Source organism: Marinobacter oulmenensis (genome assembly GCF_014201735.1).
In the GTDB taxonomy this organism is placed as follows: Bacteria; Pseudomonadota; Gammaproteobacteria; order Pseudomonadales; family Oleiphilaceae; genus Marinobacter; species Marinobacter oulmenensis.
The window spans coordinates 403,385-422,596 of sequence record NZ_JACHFE010000002.1 but is presented as its reverse complement, the minus strand read 5'-3'; the positions used below and the strand labels follow the sequence as shown (position 1 = coordinate 422,596).

At 59.5% G+C, this 19,212-nt stretch carries 18 protein-coding genes; 4 read left to right on the top strand and 14 right to left on the bottom strand.

Features of this window, described 5'->3' with window-relative positions; genetic code table 11:
* Window positions 1–133 precede the first annotated feature (133 nt).
* Entirely contained in the window at window positions 134–484 is a 351-nt protein-coding gene (locus tag HNR38_RS17270; RefSeq protein ID WP_221275674.1) for a hypothetical protein, read from the top strand.
* A gap of 329 nt (window positions 485–813) precedes the next feature.
* Here HNR38_RS17270 and HNR38_RS05200 read toward each other — a convergent pair whose 3' ends face one another.
* Window positions 814–1,941: an MDR/zinc-dependent alcohol dehydrogenase-like family protein gene (locus tag HNR38_RS05200; RefSeq protein ID WP_183700471.1), complete on the bottom strand. Its 1,128-nt coding sequence runs from the start codon at window positions 1,939–1,941 to the stop codon at window positions 814–816.
* A 122-nt stretch (window positions 1,942–2,063) separates the two neighbouring features.
* Window positions 2,064–2,213 (bottom strand): hypothetical protein, encoded by a 150-nt coding sequence (locus HNR38_RS05195; protein ID WP_183700470.1) that lies wholly within the window; start codon window positions 2,211–2,213, stop codon window positions 2,064–2,066.
* A 154-nt stretch (window positions 2,214–2,367) separates the two neighbouring features.
* On the opposite strand from HNR38_RS05195, the gene HNR38_RS05190 reads away from it, so the two are divergent.
* A complete protein-coding gene (locus tag HNR38_RS05190) occupies window positions 2,368–3,159 on the top strand; it encodes an enoyl-CoA hydratase (RefSeq protein WP_183700468.1) in 792 nt (263 codons plus the stop codon).
* On the opposite strand, the gene HNR38_RS05185 is transcribed toward HNR38_RS05190, so the two are convergent.
* The 3 genes from HNR38_RS05185 to HNR38_RS05175 are packed head-to-tail and all read right to left on the bottom strand — an operon-like array spanning window position 3,156 to window position 5,359.
* Window positions 3,156–3,656 carry a DUF192 domain-containing protein gene (locus HNR38_RS05185; protein WP_183700466.1) on the bottom strand — a complete coding sequence of 167 codons (501 nt, stop codon included), beginning with the start codon at window positions 3,654–3,656 and terminating at the stop codon, window positions 3,156–3,158. The genes HNR38_RS05190 and HNR38_RS05185 overlap by 4 nt on opposite strands.
* A complete protein-coding gene (locus HNR38_RS05180; RefSeq protein WP_183700464.1) occupies window positions 3,653–4,414 on the bottom strand; it encodes an ABC transporter permease in 762 nt (253 codons plus the stop codon). The genes HNR38_RS05185 and HNR38_RS05180 overlap by 4 nt, the downstream gene beginning before the upstream one ends.
* A gap of 24 nt (window positions 4,415–4,438) precedes the next feature.
* On the bottom strand, window positions 4,439–5,359 hold the full coding sequence (locus HNR38_RS05175) for an ATP-binding cassette domain-containing protein (RefSeq protein ID WP_183700463.1): 921 nt from the start codon (window positions 5,357–5,359) through the stop codon (window positions 4,439–4,441).
* A 134-nt stretch (window positions 5,360–5,493) separates the two neighbouring features.
* On the opposite strand from HNR38_RS05175, the gene HNR38_RS05170 reads away from it, so the two are divergent.
* Complete coding sequence (locus HNR38_RS05170) at window positions 5,494–5,943, top strand: hypothetical protein (protein ID WP_183700461.1); 450 nt, start codon at window positions 5,494–5,496, stop codon at window positions 5,941–5,943.
* A gap of 7 nt (window positions 5,944–5,950) precedes the next feature.
* Here HNR38_RS05170 and HNR38_RS05165 read toward each other — a convergent pair whose 3' ends face one another.
* The 7 genes from HNR38_RS05165 to HNR38_RS05135 form a co-directional block, all read right to left on the bottom strand.
* Window positions 5,951–7,417, bottom strand: a complete 1,467-nt coding sequence (locus HNR38_RS05165; protein ID WP_183700459.1) for a PhnE/PtxC family ABC transporter permease — start codon at window positions 7,415–7,417, stop codon at window positions 5,951–5,953.
* A gap of 14 nt (window positions 7,418–7,431) precedes the next feature.
* Window positions 7,432–8,082 carry a phosphonate ABC transporter ATP-binding protein gene (locus HNR38_RS05160; RefSeq protein WP_183700457.1) on the bottom strand — a complete coding sequence of 217 codons (651 nt, stop codon included), beginning with the start codon at window positions 8,080–8,082 and terminating at the stop codon, window positions 7,432–7,434.
* Window positions 8,082–8,960: a putative selenate ABC transporter substrate-binding protein gene (locus HNR38_RS05155; protein ID WP_183700455.1), complete on the bottom strand. Its 879-nt coding sequence runs from the start codon at window positions 8,958–8,960 to the stop codon at window positions 8,082–8,084. Before HNR38_RS05155 ends, HNR38_RS05160 begins: the two co-directional genes overlap by 1 nt.
* 110 nt (window positions 8,961–9,070) lie before the next feature.
* Complete coding sequence (gene selD / locus HNR38_RS05150; RefSeq protein ID WP_183700453.1) at window positions 9,071–11,353, bottom strand: selenide, water dikinase SelD; 2,283 nt, start codon at window positions 11,351–11,353, stop codon at window positions 9,071–9,073.
* The gene (locus HNR38_RS05145; RefSeq protein ID WP_183700451.1) at window positions 11,353–11,979 is read right to left on the bottom strand and encodes a helix-hairpin-helix domain-containing protein; all 627 of its coding nucleotides are present in this window, start codon (window positions 11,977–11,979) and stop codon (window positions 11,353–11,355) included. Before HNR38_RS05145 ends, selD begins: the two co-directional genes overlap by 1 nt.
* A 12-nt stretch (window positions 11,980–11,991) precedes the next feature.
* Window positions 11,992–12,420 (bottom strand): hypothetical protein, encoded by a 429-nt coding sequence (locus HNR38_RS05140; protein WP_183700449.1) that lies wholly within the window; start codon window positions 12,418–12,420, stop codon window positions 11,992–11,994.
* 121 nt (window positions 12,421–12,541) lie between these two features.
* A complete protein-coding gene (locus tag HNR38_RS05135) occupies window positions 12,542–14,080 on the bottom strand; it encodes a bifunctional GNAT family N-acetyltransferase/carbon-nitrogen hydrolase family protein (protein WP_183700447.1) in 1,539 nt (512 codons plus the stop codon).
* A 224-nt stretch (window positions 14,081–14,304) separates the two neighbouring features.
* Between HNR38_RS05135 and HNR38_RS05130 the strand changes: the two genes are divergently transcribed.
* On the top strand, window positions 14,305–16,191 hold the full coding sequence (locus HNR38_RS05130; protein WP_183700445.1) for a methyl-accepting chemotaxis protein: 1,887 nt from the start codon (window positions 14,305–14,307) through the stop codon (window positions 16,189–16,191).
* A 4-nt stretch (window positions 16,192–16,195) separates the two neighbouring features.
* Here the strand turns inward: HNR38_RS05130 and HNR38_RS05125 are convergent, their stop codons facing one another.
* Window positions 16,196–17,125: a hypothetical protein gene (locus tag HNR38_RS05125; RefSeq protein ID WP_343068238.1), complete on the bottom strand. Its 930-nt coding sequence runs from the start codon at window positions 17,123–17,125 to the stop codon at window positions 16,196–16,198.
* A gap of 66 nt (window positions 17,126–17,191) precedes the next feature.
* Complete coding sequence (gene recQ, locus HNR38_RS05120) at window positions 17,192–19,066, bottom strand: DNA helicase RecQ (protein ID WP_183700443.1); 1,875 nt, start codon at window positions 19,064–19,066, stop codon at window positions 17,192–17,194.
* Between the last annotated feature and the right edge of the window lie 146 nt (window positions 19,067–19,212).

Sequence of the window (19,212 nt, the reverse complement as noted above, 5' to 3'; positions counted from 1 at the left end):
CCGGCAGCCTGGAGATATTGATCTTTTCCTTATTCCATTTAATGATTGCCAATATCATTTTGATCGGTCGATAGCTATTGAAGTAAAAGTTCTGCGTCCAACCATTGCAAAGCCATCGAGAAACGTAAATTCAATGGGCTTTAAGCAGGCATCAGGTTTGCTGAGGGATGGATTTCCGTTCGTAGGGTTGCTCCATATTGCTGTGCCAGAGGTAATCCCGACAGAGTTTTGTTGGGATGTTCCTGTGATAGGCAACGCTTTAGGGCCCAATGGTGCGTTGGTGGAGACGGGTGAGCGTGTGGCGGTAGACCCTTTCCCGATAATTACTGCCCAGAGGCAAGAAGGGCGAATTAATGCATTGGGTTTACCAATGGAGGCCGGATTTAATTCCATTGGCCTCAATTTGTCACCTGACGGCGAAGGTTTTTCTGGTGGTACGGTGGGTTTCGATAAAACTGGAAAGTTGAACCCCCCAGGTTTCTAACGAGCTTCTGGAAGCTATTAAAGCGTATTTGATTAATAACAGAGCAAGTTTTAGCGAAGTTCGGTGGTTTGATAAGAGTCGTCGTTAACAAATGACTGTGGGGTAACTCCCAAACCTCTATCAGTGCCATTGCTCCTTGTGCCGGAAAACCACCGGCGCGGACACGATTCCCGCCAACCCTGCCGTTCCGGATCATGCCAAGAAACTGCGTATGCAACTGACTGCTCTGGGAAGGAATTCATCCCCTGGATTTTGAAGCAGCTAAACCTACCCCGGCGCTGATTACCGGGGTAGGTTGCAAGCGTTGATCCGCCATTGCCGGGCCGCTATTAGCTCTGCGGTTTGATCAGGTACTTCTCTCCGGTCGCCATTTTTCCGTAGGCCGAGATGGTATCCAGTTGTAATGCACCGGCCAGGGATACTTCATGGGTGTAGTGACTGGCGAACGTGGTTTTGATCTCGGCGGCGACGCGTTTGCGCATGGCGACGTTGGTTTCCTTACCCAGTTTCCCCAGCGCATTGAACAATAGAAAGCCGTTCACACCCCAGGCAAAACCAAAGTTGCGGTTCAGCGTGATGGGGCCGCGATCGAGAGCGCCATAGATATAAACCTGTTTGTAGACGTCAGATCCATACACGCGGTATTCCGTGATGTCGCGAGAGACGGCGGCTTCCATGCAGGTGAGAATATCACTGGCCATGCGTCCGCCACCGATGGGGTCGAAAGCGATGGTAGCGCCGGTGTCGACCAGTGCCTGGGTCAGGTCGGCCATAAAGCTGTCTTTGCTGGAGTTGACCACGTATTTGGCGCCCTGGTTCCGCAGCAGGTCTTCCTGTTCCTGCTTGCGGACGATATTGACCAGGTCGATGCCGTCGGCGAGGCAGATGCGGTTGAGCATTTGCCCGAGGTTGGAGGCGGCCGCCGCGTGAACGATTGCCTTGTGCCCCTCAGCACGCATGGTTTCCACCATGGATAATGCCGTTAGCGGATTCACAAAGCTTGAAGCGCCTTCTTCTGCGGTCGTACCCGGTTCCAGTTCCAGACAGCTTTGCACATTGGCACAGAGGTATTTGCGGTAGCTACCGCCGCCAAAAAACGCCACGGTTTTGCCCATCAGGCTCTGTGCAGCGTCGGATGAGCCTGCCGCGACCACGGTGCCGGCGCCTTCATTACCCACGGGTATCGCCTTGCCCACACGGTTTTTAACAGCACCCATGAATTTGGCCGGAACATCGGCGCTGATAACCGGGCGATCGGCGCTACCGGACTGCTCGGCCGTGGTCATATCGGCCGCGCTGAACATCACGCCCTGGTCAGACGGGTTGATGGGCGCGGCCTCGACGCGGATGACCACCTGGTTTTCGCCCGGCTGAGGGATCTCAATCTCCCGCAGAGCCAGTTCCAGCTTGTTGTCTTCGCTAATGGTGGACGTAAGTTCGACGTTGTTGTCTGACACATTTTTCTCCTGCAAGGGTGAGGGGAGACGGTAGCATTCTACCGAATGCTATCCGATAGAAAGCGGGGAAGCTGCTTCAGCAACTCGATGAGGAACGCTGTTAGTCCATCGTCCGGCCAATCTTACCGATCCGGATCATCCTGCTCCGGCAGTGGCTGTATCTCATTGATATCACCGGTGGGTGCGGCCGGTTCGTCGTTCATGATGACGAGGATGCCGCCGCCGATCACGGCGATGGCCAGGATGATGCGCAGCAGGTTGGAAGGGGACATGGTTTCCTCCTATGTTTCCGGTGCTTACTGTGTAAGCCTGAGGGCGTAAACGGGGATTGCAACCGTTGCCCGGTGTCTGCGCCCAAGGTCGGTTCGACACAGCCGCCCGGTTTGGCAATACTTCGGTCTACAACAATAAGCCTGGGAGATTTCCATGACGGTTCAGAGCGACAGCCTTGTGCATGTGTACACGGAAAACGGCATTACCACGGTAACGCTGAATCAGCCGGAGAAGCGCAACAGCCTGTCGATGGCGATGCTGGAGCGGCTATCGGAGGTGTTTACGGCCCTGGAGGCTGATGAAGAGTGTCGGGTGGTGGTTCTGGCGGCCAGCGGCAAGGTGTTCTGTGCCGGCCACGATCTTCGAGAAATGCGCGAGCAGTTCAACCGTCACGAGTTCCAGCAGGCATTGTTCCGCCAGTGTGCGAAGGTGATGCAGCAGGTGGTGAACCTGCCCAGGCCGGTGATTGCCCGTGTCGCGGGTGTGGCCACGGCGGCGGGCTGCCAGCTTGTGGCCAGTTGCGATCTGGCGGTGGCGGAATCCGGCGCGCGCTTTGCCACGCCCGGCGTGAACATCGGGCTGTTCTGCTCCACGCCGATGGTGGCGCTGTCCCGTAATGTCTCCCGCAAACACGCCATGGAAATGTTGCTGACCGGCGAGATGATCGGCGCCGAACGGGCCGAGCAGATCGGGCTGCTCAACCGGGTGGTGGATGCCGAAACCCTGGATGAGACGGTGTACAGCCTGGCGCGGACCATTGCCGACAAGTCCGCCTACACAGTGAAAACCGGCAAAACCGCATTCTACCGGCAGCTGGAAATGCCCCTGGAACAGGCCTACGAATACACCGCCGAGATTATGGCCAGCAATATGGCCGCCTGCGATGCCCAGGAGGGGATTGCCGCCTTCCTCGATAAGCGGGAGCCGGACTGGCAGGACCGCTAGTTGCCGCTATCGCAGCTTTCGCCCGAGGACGGCAGCACCAGCCGGTCGCCCGGGTGGATGTTGCGGTCGGCAAAGTAGCCGGCGTTCATTTCCACCGCATACCAGTAGCTTTTGCCCGCCGCGTAGGACGGGCAGTTGGTGCCGTCGACGGCCGGGCAGGGGTGCATGTTGCGAATGCTGACAATCTGCCCCTGCTGGTCCAGGTAGGCGATGTCCAGCGGGATCAGGGTTTTGTACATCCAGAAGCCGCTGCGGGGGCCGCGCTCGTAGTCGAAAGTGAACAGCATGCCTTCCTGCTGGCCCAGTTCCTTGCGGCCCATCAGACCTTTTTTCCGTTCCTGATGGCTGTTCGCCACTTCCAGTTGCACCTGGTAGGGCACGTCATTGCCGATAAAGCAGGTGGCGGCTTTCGGTTCCGGGGCCGGCTGGCCTGCGCCCACCATGTCGCAGCCAGACAGGAACAGTAAACCGCCAATCAATAACAAGAGTCGTTTCATGAGCGCAGCCGATAGCCGGTTTTGAAAATCCACCAGATGGTGGTCATGCAGAGGGCCAGGAACACCAGGGTCATGCCCACGCTGATGGCCACGTGCACATCAGACACGCCATAGAAAGCCCAGCGGAAACCGCTGATCAGATAGACCACGGGGTTGAACAGGCTGATGGTCTGCCAGGCTTCGGGCAGCATGTCGATGGAATAGAAGGTGCCGCCGAGGAACACCAGCGGGGTGACGATCATCATCGGCACAATCTGCAGTTTCTCGAAGCCGTCCGCCCAGATGCCGATGATGAACCCGAACAGGCTGAAGGTAATGGAGGTGAGTATCAGGAACGACACCATCCAGAACGGGTGCAGCACCGAGTAGTCCACGAACATGCGGGCGGTGGCCAGTATGATCAGCCCCAGTATGGTGGATTTGGTGGCGGCCGCCCCCACGTAGCCCAGTACGATTTCCACGTAGGAGACCGGCGCAGACAGCACCTCATAGATGGTGCCGGAGAACTTGGGCATGTAGATGCCGAAGGAGGCGTTGGAAATGCTCTGCATCAGCAGTGAGAGCATGACCAGGCCGGGAATGATGTAGGCACCGTAGCTGACATTGTCGATGTCGCCCATGCGTGAGCCGATGGCCGAGCCGAACACCACGAAGTACAGGGAGGTGGAGATCACCGGCGCCAGCACGCTCTGCATGACGGTGCGCCGCATGCGCGCCATCTCGAACTTGTAGATTGATTTTACACCGTAAAGGTTCATTGCTTTCTCCGCTCGTGCCCTTGGCTACTCGTGTACCAGTCCGACAAAGATTTCTTCCAGCGAACTCTCGCGGGTTTGCAGGTCCCGGTATTCGATCCCCAGGTCGCCCAGGGTTCTTAGCAGCCCGGCCACGCCGGCCTGTTGCTGTTGCGAATCGAAGGTGTAGACCAGCTCGTAGCCATCGTCTGACAGCTCCACCGGCTCCAGGGTGAGTTCGCCCGGGATTTTGTCCAGTTTGTGCATCAGTTGCAGGCGCAGTTCCTTGCGGCCGAGTTTGGACATCAGGCTGTTCTTGTCTTCCACCAGAATGATTTCACCCTGCCGGATCACCCCGATGCGGTCGGCCATTTCCTCGGCCTCCTCGATGTAGTGGGTGGTCAGGATGATGGTGGTGCCGTTCTCCCGCAGTTTGCGGACCATTTCCCACATGTCGCGGCGCAGTTCCACGTCCACACCGGCGGTGGGTTCGTCCAGGAACAGGATGCGCGGCTCGTGGGACAGGGCCTTGGCAATCATCACCCGGCGTTTCATGCCGCCGGACAGGGACATGATGCGGTTGTCCCGCTTGTCCCAGAGCGACAGGTCCTTGAGCACCTTTTCAATGTGGCTGGGCTTGGGTGCCTTGCCGAACAGACCCCGGCTGAATGACACCGCGTCCCACACGGTTTCGAAGGAATCGGTGTTCAGTTCCTGGGGCACCAGGCCGATGGCTTCGCGGGCCTGGCGGTACTGGCGCACGATGTCGTAACCGGCGGCTTTCACTTCGCCGTTACCGGGATTGACGATGCCGCAAATGATGGAGATCAGGGTGGTTTTGCCCGCGCCGTTGGGGCCGAGCAGGGCGAAAATCTCGCCGTTATGGATCTCAAGGCTGACATCTTTCAGGGCCTGGAAGCCGTCCTCGTAGATCTTGTTCAGATGCTGTACGGAGATGTCCGGTTGCACGGGCGTGTCCTGTGTGGTCGATCGCTAAAACTGATAAGCGTGCTATTTTCTCATGGCCGCAGCTATTTCGAAACCTTTGCCTTGTCGGCAATTATCCCCATAATGCCGGGTTCTTACCGGTAATGAGGCAGACGATGTTACGTGCAATTGTGGTGGTTGGTTTGATGGTCGGTGCGGTGGCGCTGATGGTGTTTGGCCCGCGTTACCTGCGCGACAGTGGCGACGAGGCCGCCCGAGCGGAATGCAATCTGCTGGAACAGCCGTGTACCTGGAGTGCTGAAAGTGGCGACTGGTCCATGAGCCTGGAGCCGGGCGAAGCCGGCAGCCAGGGCGTGGAATACCACCTCACTGTGAACGCACCGGAGGCGCCCAGCCGCTTTCTGGCGGTATTGAGGGGCGAATCCATGTACATGGGCGAGTACCCGGTGCCCCTGAAACAGCGCGGCGACAACCGTTATGAGGCCACTTTCACCGCACCTTTCTGCACTACCGGCACCGACATGATCTGGCGCATTGACCTTCAGGCAGGCCAGGACCCGATCAGCGGCGCCCCGGAAAAGCTGGTGTTCCGCGCCGTGAAATAACCACCCGTCAGCAGGTGGGCATGGTCTGAAGGGCCAGCCGGCGGCGGATGTAACGCCCCAGGGCGTCCACGCCGATGTTCAGCAGGGCGGTGATCAGGATCAGCATCATGGCCCGGTCAAAGCGGATGTTCTGGATGGCGCTGTCCACGTAGAACCCCAGGGTGTAGATACCCAGAATCCCCAGGATGGCGGTCTCCCGCATGATGATTTCCCATCGGTAGAACAGGAAGGCCAGGAATGGCCGGTAGATGCGCGGCAGCAACTCCCAGCTATACCGGGCAAACCCCACCGGCGCATCCGGCCGTAGTTGGACCTTGTTGGTCTGCTGGCCGATCAGGTGCCCGATAATGCCGCCGTTATGCAGCGCCAGCGCCACCACCGCCGGCAGCATGGACGGCCCCCACAACTGCAGCAGTATGTAGGCCAGAATGTATTCCGGCGTGGACCGGGCGATCACCAGCAGCACGTGCCCGGAGGTACGCCGCACCGGCCCGCCAAAATGCCGGGAGATCAGCGGGAATGCCAGCAATGACAGAATCCCCGTCGCCACCAGGGCAATCTGGGTGAGCACCACCGTATTCCATATGCCGGGCAGGGCCTCGTTGACCATCAGGTCCCCGAACCAGGCAGACAGCTCTGTCATGCCTTCGCCGTTTCTCAGGGGCGCCGGAACGATGTCTTCGGTAAAGAACCGAGCCACATTGCCCCAGACAATGGGCAGGCCATCCCCGAGGAAAAACGGCGAAGCGGCCACGTACAGCGGCACCAGCTTCGGGCGTACCCACAGCGGAAGGGTGGCGATCAGCACATAGAACAGGATGAGCATGGCGCCGGCGTCAGAATAGAGGCCCTGGGAGAAAGATGCTTCCAGATAAAAACCCAGGGTTGGCATGCCCACAAAGCCCAGAATGGCAGAGGAGCGCAGGCCGCATTCCAGGCGGTAGGCAGTGTAGGTTCGGATCTGCGCCCAGCTGTCCGGGATGCGGGCAAACAGGAACCGGCTCAGGGTGCCGGTGCCGGGCGGCAGCAGCCGTGCGGGTTCCGGGTCGGCTTCTTCCAGGATTTCCGAGTAGACCTTGGCGAATATGCCGGCGTAGGGAATGGCGATGGCCAGCACACCAGTCAGCGGATGAAAGCCAAAGAACTGAAGGAAAATCAGCGCCCAGAACAGTTCATGAATGGCGCGGATAAAGGCGCAGAAAACCCGCACCGGCAGCGAGTGGTAGACCAGCGACAGCAGGAACCCGAAGAAGCTGCCCAGGGCCACGCCGACAAAGGCAAAGGATACGGTGCGCAGTAACGCGGTGGCCAGGCCTTCAGTGCTGAAGAAATTGGGGGTGGCCACGCCCAGGAAGAATCGGCCCAGGTCCTGCCAGGGGTCGGAGGTGGTAATGGCGATATCCGCCACCAGTAGCCCGGCCAGGGCAATAGCGAGGAACAGGAAACTGGTTCGGACCACCGGGTAGGAAAACATCGCGCCGCGGCCCCTCAGTACAGCGCCATGATGGCTCTGGGGTCCACCTGGCTGGCCGGTTCGTCCAGCGCGACCTGGCCGTCCTGCAGGCCGATGATGCGGTCGCAGTAGGTTCGGGCCATGTCCACATCGTGTAGGGCAATCACGCTGGTGTCGTAGCGATTGACCAGCATCGACATCACCTGGTGGGCCATGGGGCCATCCAGGGCGGAGACGGGCTCGTCTGCCAGCAGAATCGATGCCTGCCGGTAAATCGCCCGGGCAATCGCCACACGCTGGCGCTGGCCGCCGGAGAGACTGGCTGCCGGGGTCCACTGCTTCCGGGGCATGTCAAGTTCGTCCAGAAGGGCGGCGACGGCTTCGCGGTCTTTGGCGAAGGGGCGCACCAGGCTCCAGGCGTTGTACCAGGCTGAATGCCGGTCAAGCCGACCCATGAACACGTTATGGAACACCGGCAGCGCGTTCACCAGCCCCAGCGCCTGGGGCACCAGCGCGGCTTGGCGCTGCATCTGCTCGTACATGAGGGTGATCAGGGTGGATTTACCGGCACCGCTTTTGCCCACCAGGGCGACGTGTTCGCCTTCCTGGATATGGAGAGAGAGCGGGCCAATGACCCGCTCTCCGTTGAAACTGGCCGTCAGGCCATGGAATTCGAATCCGGGCATTAATCCAGGATTCCGATGTTTTCAGCCGTTTCGCGGATGGGCTCATAGTCGTCATTGGATGCCGGTATAAAGCCGGAGCGGGGGAAGCTGTTGAGCAGTTCCGGGTCGTCCAGGTTCAGCAGCGCCTCGCGCACTCGGCCCTTGAAGCCGTCACCAAAGCGGTCATTCACATCAGCGTGGATGGTCCACTGGTAGTCCGGGTAAGGCGGGGTTTTCCAGATAACCTGAACGGCGTCGGTGTCGATGTTGCCGTTGTCCAGTTCTTTCTCCCAGACCTGAAAGTTCAGTGCGCCGACCTGATAGGTGCCGGCTTCCACCAGCCGCAGGGTGCGGGTGTGGTTGCCGCTGAAGCCAACGCGGGAGAAGAATTCATCCGGCGCCTGGTCAAAGGTCTTGCGGATGTAGAATTCCGGCATCAGGCGACCGGAGGTGGAGCCCTTGGAGCCGAAAGTGAAGGTTTTGTCTTCAAGCTGTGCGGTCAGGTCGCTCAGCTCATCCGCCGGCTCAATGCCGGTGGCCGTGTTGGCAATGAAGTAGGTGCGGAAGGCTTCGTCTTCAACGCCCTGGGCGATGGCCTCGGAGCCGGGCACCAGGCGGCGGGCCTGAACGCCGGAAAGGCCGCCAAACCAGGCCAGTTGCACCTGATTGTTACGGAACGCGGAGACCGCCGCGGCGTAGGACTTGACCGGAATGTAGCGGACATCCACGTCCAGTTGTTCCGACAGGTAATCAGCCACACCCTGGAAACGTTCCATCAGTTTGGTTTCGTCCTCATCCGGAATGGCGGTGAAGACGAAGGTTTCGGCATGGGCCAGGGGAATCACGGCAGCCGACAGCAGTGCAGAGGCCAGCCAGTTTCTAAGTGTGCGGAGCTTCATGCGGAATCAGTCCTTTTGGTTGTCAGTATCTGGTATCAGGTTAGTCGAAAGGCAGGGGAAGGATACCTTTAACCGGGGCCTGTATGAACCGATGTCTCAGCCCTGAGGGCTCAGTTTTTAAGGGTGATGGGTTCGATGGCGCCTTCCGGGGCCTGGGCGGCCGTCACCCGGCCGATGATCATGGTGTGCGGGTAACCCAGTTTGCGCAGTTTTGCCACGCAGGCATCGGCCTGATCGGCCGGGAGGCTGGCGAGCAGGCCGCCGGCGGTCTGGGGGTCGAAAATCAGGGGGTAGCGCGGGTGTTTCACCCACTGTTCCTGATCCCGGATGGCCCGGCGAAGCCGCACGTTGGCCGGCTGAAGCGAACTCAGAATGCCCTCGGCGGCCGTGACTTCCACGCCGGGTAGTACCGGAATGGCAGACAGGTTGAGTTCGGCATCCACGCCCGAGGGCCGGGTCATTTCCACCAGATGGCCGAGCAGGCCGAAACCGGTTACGTCCGTGCAGGCCCGGGCGCCGCAGTCCAGCAGGCATTCGGCCGCTTTCCGGTTGGACTGCATCATCGAATCCAGCGCGGCATCAACCCAGCGGCCTTTGGCGGCCAGCCGGGCATGGGCGGCGAAGAGCGTGCCGGTACCAATGGGTTTGGTGAGAATCAGGGCATCGCCATCGCGCAGGCCGCCCTTGCTCATGATGCGTTCAGGGTCGATCAGCCCGTTGACGGCAAAGCCCAGAGCCAGTTCCCGGCCTTCGCCGGTATGGCCGCCTACCAGCGCGCAGCCGGCTTCGTTAAGCACTTCCACGGCGCCAGCCATCATCTGGTACACGGTGTCTTCCACTTTCGATTCGATACCGTAGGGCACCGTCGCCACGGCGGTGGCGCTCTGGGCTTCGGCACCCATGGCGAACAGATCACCCAGACTGTGATTGGCGGCTACCCGGCCAAACACGTAAGGGTCGTCGATAAAGGCCCGGAAGAAATCGACGGTATGCACCACCGCCTTGCCGGGCGGCACGGTCATAACGGCCGCATCGTCCGGGGCGTGCAGGCCCACCAGAATGTCGCCCCGCTCAATGGGCTGGAGGCGGGCCAACGCCCGGGACAAAACGGTGCTGCCCACTTTGGCGCCGCAGCCACCACAGCGCATGGCGACGGCGGAAATCGCCTGGGAGGCTTCCTCCGAACTCTGGGCGGCGGAGGTGTCGGGCAGGACGATATTGTCATCCATGGCCGGCAGGTCGCTGAACTTGCGCATGAATCGACGATCAATCCAGTCCTTCCAGCGCCAGACCCAGCGCCCGGCAAAGCCGCGGTCGCCCCTTGAAGCCACGGCGTATTTGTCACCGGTGCTGATCAGCGACAGCCAGTCTTTTTGCGGATAGAAGGGTTTGGGGGCCTTGCCACGGACCATGCGCTTGAGGTTGTCCGCCAGCGGCGGACCCTGGCGAACCGCAAAGACCCCGGCCTTTTCACGGGGGTGGTTGACCACGTTGGCGATGTCGCCAGCGGCGAAGATGTTGTCATCGGTTTCGGTCTGCAGGGTATCGCGAACCCTGAGAAACTGGCCGTCGTCCAGCGCCAGCCCGGTATCTTTGAGCCACTGCGGGCCGCCCGCGCGGGTCACCCAGAGCACTTCATCAACCTCCAGCCGTTCGCCGGCGGCGGTGGTCAGCAGTCGGCTTTCAACCTGATCGACTGGCGAACCCAGGTGAAGGTGCACTGATCGTTCCTTCAGTTTGCGCTGGAACATCCCCCGCACCCGGTCGTTGTGGGTCGGCAGCAGAATGTCCCGGGAATCGAACAGGTGGAAATGCAGCAGGTCCGGGTCTTTGCCCCTTTGGCGCAGTTCCTTGCGCAGCCGGTATTGCATGGCCAGGGTCAGTTCCACGCCGCCGGCCCCGGCACCCACCACCGCAATGGTCAGCGGGCCGTTGTCGTGGTTCTCCACGCGCGACAGCAACGCCAGCCAGAAACGGTTAAAGCCGGTGATCGGTTTAACTGGCACCGCGTGGTCTGCAGCGCCTTCGACATCGGCAACACGCGGCGAAGAACCGATATTGATGGACGCCAGATCATAGGGGACGTCGGGGCGGCCCCGGCAGATCACTCGCTGGTTGTCGCGATCAATGCCGTCCACTTGGGCCCGGTAAAAACGGGCACCGGCGTATTCCGCCAGCCGGCTCAGGTCGATGTGAACGTCGTCGTAGCTGTAATGTCCGGCCACGTAGCCGGGCAACATGCCGGAATAGGGGGTATGGGTGTCACGACAGATCAGGGTCAGGCGCACGCCGGGTACCGGGTTCATGGCGAACCGTTTCAATACACCGACGTGGCTGTGCCCGCCACCTACCAGGACAATGTCCCGTAAAACAGGTTGGTCGGGTGATTGCATCAGAGCAGTTTCTTGGCTTCTGCCTGGAACTGGTTATAACCCTTCACGTTTTTGAAAGCTTTGAGCTTCTCTTTGTCACCCTGGGAAGGTTTGGCGATCTGCTCGATGGAGGTGATGCCGGCATCCTGCATCTTTTTCGCGGTGACCGGCCCGATGCCCTTGATGCGGGTCAGGTCGGATTTGTCTGCAGGTTTGGCCTTGGCTTTTGGTGTGGCTTTGGCCTTCGCCTTGGCCGGTTTGCTGGCCTTTTTCTTGCCGCCGGAGGCCTTTTTCGGGGCGGCTGGTTTGGCCTGGACATCCTCAGCGGGAGCAGGTGGAGCCTGTTTGTCCGCCTCATCGGTCTGCTCGGGCTCAATACCCAGGCGATTCAGCAGGGACGACTGCAACTCCTGGAATTCCCCCATCCGGCGGTCAAACTCGTCATGGAAGCGGCGCATTTCGCGCTCACGGAGTGAATCCATGTCCTTCAGCAGTTTGCGAACCGGTTCCTGAAGCTGGTCGTGCAGATGGTCAAACTGCTTGAGGGCATCATCGATCAGCCCTTCTATCTGGGTGGACGTTCGTTCGAACTCTTTGTTGACCTTTTTGACGACTTTATCAACGCTGGGTTTGGACTTCTTGGCCATGGAAACCACTCCTTAGGAAAGGGATGCCGGATAGCTGCTATCGATGCGGGCCACCTGTTTCAGGTCGGGGGCAGGGCTGGCGTTTCTCCGGGACCGGAGACTCTGTTTCTTCAGCGTGACTTCCACGATGCGCCGCAGCTTTTCCGCGAGTTCGGAATCGCGGGCTCCAGACAACGTGAAATCAATGGAATAGAAGAAGTTGCTGCAGTGTTTTATCTTGTCTGTCACCAGACCGGGCAGTCCTTCGGCACGGATTTCCTCGAACGGCATATCCATGACCAGGTCCAGCGTGAGGTGGTCGCCGGGTTCAAAGATCTTGTCGGTTTTCAGAACACAGGAATACGGGTCAAGGCCGAACAGGCGGGCCTCGACGGTTTCCCTGCGGAACAGCCCGCTACGAATCCGGAAACGGGCGACAAGATCGGGTAACGCTTCGTTCATGGGTTGCCTTTCCCTGCCTTGGAATCAGCTAATGTATGTTGAACCGTTAGTCCAACAATAGCTCTGTGGCACCTTTTTGGCAACGCACACAGGCACCTATATGGGACTGTGTGCATCGGTATTACTGGCCAAGGTCGTTATTGCCGGTTTTTACCTCGTACAGATCAACACGCCGGTCTTTCAGGTTGGTGACAGAGCCTTCGTTGCGTACCAGCGTGAGTTTCTCCAGATCCATGTCCGAGAACATGATCATCTCGGTGTTCGGCGTGGTTTCTGCCATCACCGCATCGTGGGGGAAGGCGAAATCCGACGGCGAGAACACGGACGACTGGGCGTACTGGACGTCCAGGTTTTCCACCTTCGGCAGGTTGCCGACACTGCCGGTAATCACCACGTAGCATTCGTTTTCGATGGCCCGGGCCTGGGCGCAGTGGCGCACCCGCAGGTAGCCGTTCTTGGTGTCGGTCCAGAAGGGCACGCAGATGATGTCGACGTCTTCGGCAGCCGCTATCCGGCCCAGTTCCGGGAATTCGATGTCATAGCAGATCATGATGGCAACCCGGCCGGCGTCGGACTCGAACACCTGGAAACGGTCGCCGCCTTCGATGACCCAGTCTCGCCGTTCGTGGGGGGTGATGTGGATCTTGCGCTGTTCGTCCACCCGGCCGTCCCGGTGGCACAGGTAGGAGACGTTGTAGACCCGGTCATCCTCAATCAGCGGCATGGAGCCGGTGATGATGTTGATGTTGTAACTCACCGCCATTTCCGACATCTGGTCCCGGAACTGTTCGGTGAACCCGGCCAGGAAGCGGATCGCCCGGGTCTGGTCGAGCTGATCGGTCAGCCCCATCAGGGGGGCGTTGAAGAATTCCGGAAACAGGGCGAAGTCGCTCTTGTAGTCGGAAAGCGCGTCCACGAAGTACTCCACCTGCTCCAGCACTTCCTCAACCGAGGTGAATTCCCGCATCTGCCACTGCACAGCGCCCATGCGTACCTGGGTCTTGCGCACGCTCAGCACGGGTGAGGGCGGGGTGTAGAGAATGTTCCGCCATTCCAGCAGCGTGGCGTAGCCCTGGGATTTCTCATCCTCGGGCAGATACTTATGCATCAGGCGGGTGACCTGGAATTCGTTGGACAGCTGGAAACTGAGGATCGGGTCGTAGATTTCCTTGCGGTCGACCCGGGTAATGTATTCTTCCGGTGTGTACTGATCGGAGTACTTGAAGTAGTTGGGAATGCGCCCACCGGCGAGGATCGCCCGCAGGTTCATGGAACGGCAGAGTTCCTTGCGGGCCTCGTACAGGCGCCGCCCCAGGCGGTAACCCCGGTAGTCCGGATGGATGAATACATCCAGTCCGTACAGCGAGTCGCCATTGGCGTTATGCCAGATCTTCTCGTTGCGCAGGATCAGGTCGTCGTAGGTGTGCGGGTTGCTGAAACGTTCATACTTGACGCAGACAGTCAGCGCCACCGCGACCAGGTGACCGTTATCCTCGATACAGATCTGCCCGTCGGGAAACTGCTCCACCAGGGCTTTGATGGTGTCCTTTGGCCATGCACCGCCGATGTCGTCATAAACGTCGTCCATCAGTTCCTGAAGCTGGTCGTAGTCCTCCAGGGTGAGGTTTCGCAGGTTCAGGTGCAGCTCATCATGGGCCATTCAGGGAGTCTCCTTCGGATTGTCATGAGAATGCGGTATGGTAGCGCGCTTCAAGTCTAGCAGATAGAGCCCGGCTCCCTGGATCACTCGCCGGTCGGCGAATCAGGGGGAGATCTCCGGGTAATTCCTTGACCTCTAAAGTCTACGCCGGAGTGGCCGACTAACACCGGTATCGGCCCCGATTCGGCGGCTCACGTACCTGTCAACCACAGAGGAACAGCACTGTGCAATTGTCTTTCGGACAGAAACTGCTGATCGCCGTGGGTGTGCTCATCCTGGTGATCACCGCAGCCCTTACATTTACGTCGAATTACCGACTGCAGACCACCACCGATACTTACGTGGAATCGATGCTCGACGACGCCGTTGAGCAGAGCACTGCGACCATCGCCGACTGGCTCAATACCCGCCTGAGAATTACCGAGGCCGCAGCCCAGGCTCTGGCTCCCATCGACGATGATGCGACTGCCCGCAACCTGCTGGGTGCCATGACCGACGGCAGTGGCGCGTTGAATGTCTATGTCGGCACCACCGACGGTGACATGTTCATGCGGGACCGTCAGGTAGAGAACACGCTACCTGCGGATTTCGACCCCCGGGAACGCCCCTGGTATCAGCAATCGGTATCCGATCAGGAAGCGTCATTCACCGGCACTTACCAGGATGCCTCCACCGGCGGCATGATCATTTCCGCGACGGCACCGGTGAAGAGCGGCACCTATGAAGGGGCGGTGGGCATGGATATTGGCCTGGGTGATATCCAGGAACTGCTTTCGAGCATTACCCTGGGGAACGCGGGCTATGCGGTGCTGCTGGACAACGACGGCACGGTGTTGTTTCACCCGGACAAGAGTCTGGTGGGCACCAGCGCCAGCGACGCCCTGGGATTTGAGCCCGAGATGAACGGTGAGGCCCGGGAATTCGAGAAGAACGGCAACACCTGGAGCGTGGCGTTTTTCCCGATCTCAGACGCCCGCAGTGTGAAATGGCATCTGGGGACCGTGGTCAATTCCGACCAGATTCACCAGCCGGTGGTGAGCGCCCGGACCACAGGGCTGACCATTGCAGCCCTTGGCCTGATCATCGCGCTGATTGTCCTGCATTTCGGTATCCGTACCCTGATGGCGCCGGTTCGCCGCCTGAATACGGCCATGTCTGACATCGCCACCGGTGATGCCGACCTTACCCAACGCCTGGATGACACCTCGGGTGATGAGTTCGGTGAACTGGCCGGCAGTTTCAACCGGTTTGTGGAGAACATCCAGCAGGTGATCAAGGAAGTGGAAGCCGGCAGCAAAGAACTCTCCGAGAATGTGTCCTCCCTGCGGGAAACCTCCCGTAATAGCCGGGCCAGCGTCGAAGGCCAGCAGAACGAGATTGATATGATCGCCACGGCGATTAACGAGATGTCGGCGGCCGCGGGTGAGATCGCCCAGAATGCCCAGCAGACCGCCGAAGCGGCCGGAACTGCCGACACCGAGAGCCAGGAGTCGCTGACCACCGTCACTGCCTCCCGGGATGCCGTCCGTCAGCTCTCCCATGAGGTCAACTCTGCCGCAGAAGTGATTGATACCCTTGGTAAAGACGTTGCGTCGATCACTACGGTGCTGGAGGTGATTCAGGGTGTGGCCGAGCAGACCAACCTGTTGGCCCTGAACGCAGCCATCGAGGCCGCCCGTGCCGGTGAGGCGGGTCGTGGCTTTGCCGTGGTGGCGGACGAAGTCCGTAACCTGGCCCAGCGCACCCAGGCCTCCACGGAAGAAATCAACGACATGATTGAGCGCCTGCAGAAGGGGGCGGACAATGCCGTTGACGTGATGAAGGAATCCACGGCTGTGTCCAACGTCAGTATGGAAAAGGCCCAGGATGCCATGGATTCGCTCAACCGGATTGTGGAAGGCATCAATCAGATCAGCCAGATGACGTCGCAGATCGCCACGGCTTCCGAGGAGCAGACATCGGTGACCGATGAACTCAATTCGTCCATCACCCGGATTGCCGATCAGGGGCAGGATGCGGCGAAAGCGGCCAGCGAGAACGATGTCTACAGCGGCCACATTGAAACCATCGGTCATAACCTGCATGAGAAAGTACGCAGGTTTAAGGTTTAATTATTCACTCGGCCTGATTGAGAAGCTCGATGCGGCGCGCGAGGCCATACAGGGCCTCGCGTGCTATGTGTCGGGAATCCTCGGAAAGATAGGGATTTTCCAGGGCAATGACGGTTCGCTCCTCCAGGTTCAGCTCTTCAATGGCCCGCCCAAACCATTTATCGAGATACTCACCAAAACTCCCGTCCTCAATCGCTCTTTCCAGTCCCAGCTGCAGGCGTTGTGCCGTTTCGTGGTCATTTTTGCCGACAAACAGATAGGAGGGCATGGGGTAGGCCAGGAGCAGATCCGGCTCAATAATCAGATCGTCGGCCCGCTCGCGGCGAAGGTCGTACAACACTTCACTGATGCCTCGTGCGAAACAGTCGAAACGATCATTCCTGAGCATGCCGAACAGGATTTCGTAGCGGGCGTGGGTGACGACATCGATGCCATTGGCATGTAGCACAGGCGTATCCGGCCAGTGAGAGCCCTGGCCAATCCGGATGTCACCGCGTCGGAGATCTTCCAGAGATTGGATATTGGCAAACAGGTCCAGTTTTTCCGGCAGAATCAGACACACCCGGAAACCCAGCAGGCCACCATCGACCGGCACCGGGATAGGGGTCAGAGTCTCTTCACGGTACACGCTGGTGGCCACGTTGGCGATTTCCACGAGCCCGTTCGAGCTCCCGCTGGCAAGTTCGTGAAGGGCCCGACCCTGACTGATTTCCTGGCTTCTTACCAGAGTAAAGGGGCCGTACTCTGGCGTTTTTGTCAGTGCCAGGCGAACCAGGTTGTAGATGGCCGGGCTGTCATAGTTACGGTACCAGAGCCGGTAGTCGTGGCGATCGCTGGCTGTCTGCGACCAACCTGCGACAGGCACTGACAGCGTCATGATCAGGCTGATCAGGGTGCGGCGGGTAAAAGCCGGTAAGCGGATGGCTGCTGGCACAGAGACAATCCTTCCATGAATATGATGCACCCTGGAACTCGACCGGGTGTCTCTTACCCGTTAACTCTAGCAGCTGGAATCAAGCTCATTGATAGTTTGCAGAAAAAATTCGCCGTACTTGTCCAGCTTGGCCGCACCAACGCCGCTGACTTCACCGAGTTCCTCCAGGGTTCGCGGCCTTTTCTCCAGCATATCGAAGAGCGTTGTGTCGTGGAAAATGACGTAGGGAGGTACTCCCTGCCTGTCTGCCAGTTCCTTACGGCAGGCACGCAAGGCTTCCCAGCCGGCCTGGTCGGTAATCTGGTCCCGGATGCTCTGGCCACTGCGCCGGCTGGATGCCTTGCCGCCGGCGGATTTAGGAGGAGCCGGATCCTTGCGCAGCTCAATGACTTTTTCGCCTTTGAGCAGCGGGCGGCAGTGCTCGGTGAGCTGCAGCGAGCCGTAGCCCTCCGGATCGGCGCGCAGGTAGCCCTTGGCGACTAACTGTCGGAAAACCGATTTCCAGGCATTGGCAGACAGGTCGGTGCCGATGCCGTAGGTGGAAAGCTGGTTGTGCCCCGACTGGATGACGCGCTCATTTTCGGACCCGCGCAGCACATCGATGATGTAATTCACCCCGAACCGTTGCCCGGTGCGGTAGACACAGGAGAGGGCCTTTTGCACAGCCACGGTGCCGTCCCAGGTCTCGGGTGGATTGAGGCAGGTATCGCAGTTGCCACACGGTTGCTCCAGATGGTCCCCGAAGTAACTCAACAGCACCTGGCGCCGGCAGCCGGTCACTTCGCACAATCCCAGCATGGCATCCAGCTTCTGGCGCTCAAGGCGTTTGAAATGGTCGCTGCCGGCGGAGCCTTCCAGCATCTGGCGCAGTTTGATTACATCCTGCAGGCCGTAGACCAGCCAAGCGGTGGAGGCTTTGCCGTCACGGCCGGCACGACCGGTTTCCTGGTAGTAGGCCTCCAGGCTTTTGGGCAGGTCCAGGTGGGCAACAAAGCGCACGTCGGGTTTGTCGATGCCCATGCCAAAGGCGATGGTGGCCACAATAATGACCCCGTCTTCGCGCAGAAACCGCTCCTGGTTTTCGGCCCGCTGTTCGGCGCTTAGCCCGGCGTGATAGGGCAGTGCGGTGTAGCCCCGGTCGGCCAGGAGCCGGGCGGTACTCTCCACCTTGTTGCGGGACATGCAGTAGACAATCCCGCAATCGTCCTGATGCTCGGCTTTAATAAAGTCCAGTAACTGTTTGTTTGCGTTTATCTTTGGTGTGATCCGGTATTGAATGTTGGGGCGATCAAAACCGCTAATGAAATGCCGGGCATCGGTCAGCGAAAGCCGTTCTGCGATTTCCTTGCGGGTGCGTTCGTCGGCGGTTGCGGTCAGGGCGATGCGCGGTACACCGGGAAAAGCCTCGGCCAGCATGCCCAGAGACAGGTAGTCGGAGCGGAAGTCGTGGCCCCACTGGGACACACAGTGCGCCTCATCAATGGCGAACAGTGCCAGCGGAGCCTGATGCATCAAATCCAGAGTGCGCGGCTGGATCAGGCGTTCCGGTGCACAGTAGAGCAGATCAATGTCGCCGTTGAGCAACGCGTATTCGGTGTCACGGGCCTGCTCGTAATCCATGGTGGAATTAAGGAAAGCCGCCCGCACGCCGAGTTCGCGCAGCGCAGCCACCTGGTCCTGCATCAGGGCAATCAGCGGCGAGATGACGATGGCGGTGCCCGGCCGGGCGAGGGCTGGAACCTGGTAACACAAGGACTTGCCGCCACCGGTCGGCATCAGGACCAGGGCATCGCCCCCATTGACCACCTCATGAACAATGTCACCCTGTAGCGGGCGAAACTGCTCGTAACCAAACACTTCGTGCAGGATCTGCTCCGGAGTTCGAGGCGCACTGGCGGTGGTTTCAGGCGGGAAAGGCTGGGAATCCAGGTCCGGATACATGAAGGCTCTTCAGTCTTTAAAAGGAATGCGGGCAGACGCGGAATAGTAACAGATACCGGCGTAGGATTTCAGGGTGCCATGTAGTGAGGAAAAACCGGGAAAGAACGGCTACAATATCGCCCCTTTCAACGACCGTGATTAACCGT

Coding starts and splice junctions, on each gene's coding strand:
- HNR38_RS05165 (WP_183700459.1), bottom strand. CDS start 7,417: ATGTTTTCCTACCCGGTGGTCCGAACCAGTTTCCTGTTCCTCGCTATT.
- HNR38_RS05145 (WP_183700451.1), bottom strand. CDS start 11,979: ATGGCCAAGAAGTCCAAACCCAGCGTTGATAAAGTCGTCAAAAAGGTC.
- HNR38_RS05155 (WP_183700455.1), bottom strand. CDS start 8,960: ATGAAGCTCCGCACACTTAGAAACTGGCTGGCCTCTGCACTGCTGTCG.
- HNR38_RS05160 (WP_183700457.1), bottom strand. CDS start 8,082: ATGCCCGGATTCGAATTCCATGGCCTGACGGCCAGTTTCAACGGAGAG.
- HNR38_RS05140 (WP_183700449.1), bottom strand. CDS start 12,420: ATGAACGAAGCGTTACCCGATCTTGTCGCCCGTTTCCGGATTCGTAGC.
- HNR38_RS05185 (WP_183700466.1), bottom strand. CDS start 3,656: ATGAAACGACTCTTGTTATTGATTGGCGGTTTACTGTTCCTGTCTGGC.
- HNR38_RS05195 (WP_183700470.1), bottom strand. CDS start 2,213: ATGTCCCCTTCCAACCTGCTGCGCATCATCCTGGCCATCGCCGTGATC.
- recQ (WP_183700443.1), bottom strand. CDS start 19,066: ATGTATCCGGACCTGGATTCCCAGCCTTTCCCGCCTGAAACCACCGCC.
- HNR38_RS05135 (WP_183700447.1), bottom strand. CDS start 14,080: ATGGCCCATGATGAGCTGCACCTGAACCTGCGAAACCTCACCCTGGAG.
- HNR38_RS05190 (WP_183700468.1), top strand. CDS start 2,368: ATGACGGTTCAGAGCGACAGCCTTGTGCATGTGTACACGGAAAACGGC.
- HNR38_RS05170 (WP_183700461.1), top strand. CDS start 5,494: ATGTTACGTGCAATTGTGGTGGTTGGTTTGATGGTCGGTGCGGTGGCG.
- HNR38_RS17270 (WP_221275674.1), top strand. CDS start 134: ATGGGCTTTAAGCAGGCATCAGGTTTGCTGAGGGATGGATTTCCGTTC.
- HNR38_RS05180 (WP_183700464.1), bottom strand. CDS start 4,414: ATGAACCTTTACGGTGTAAAATCAATCTACAAGTTCGAGATGGCGCGC.
- selD (WP_183700453.1), bottom strand. CDS start 11,353: ATGCAATCACCCGACCAACCTGTTTTACGGGACATTGTCCTGGTAGGT.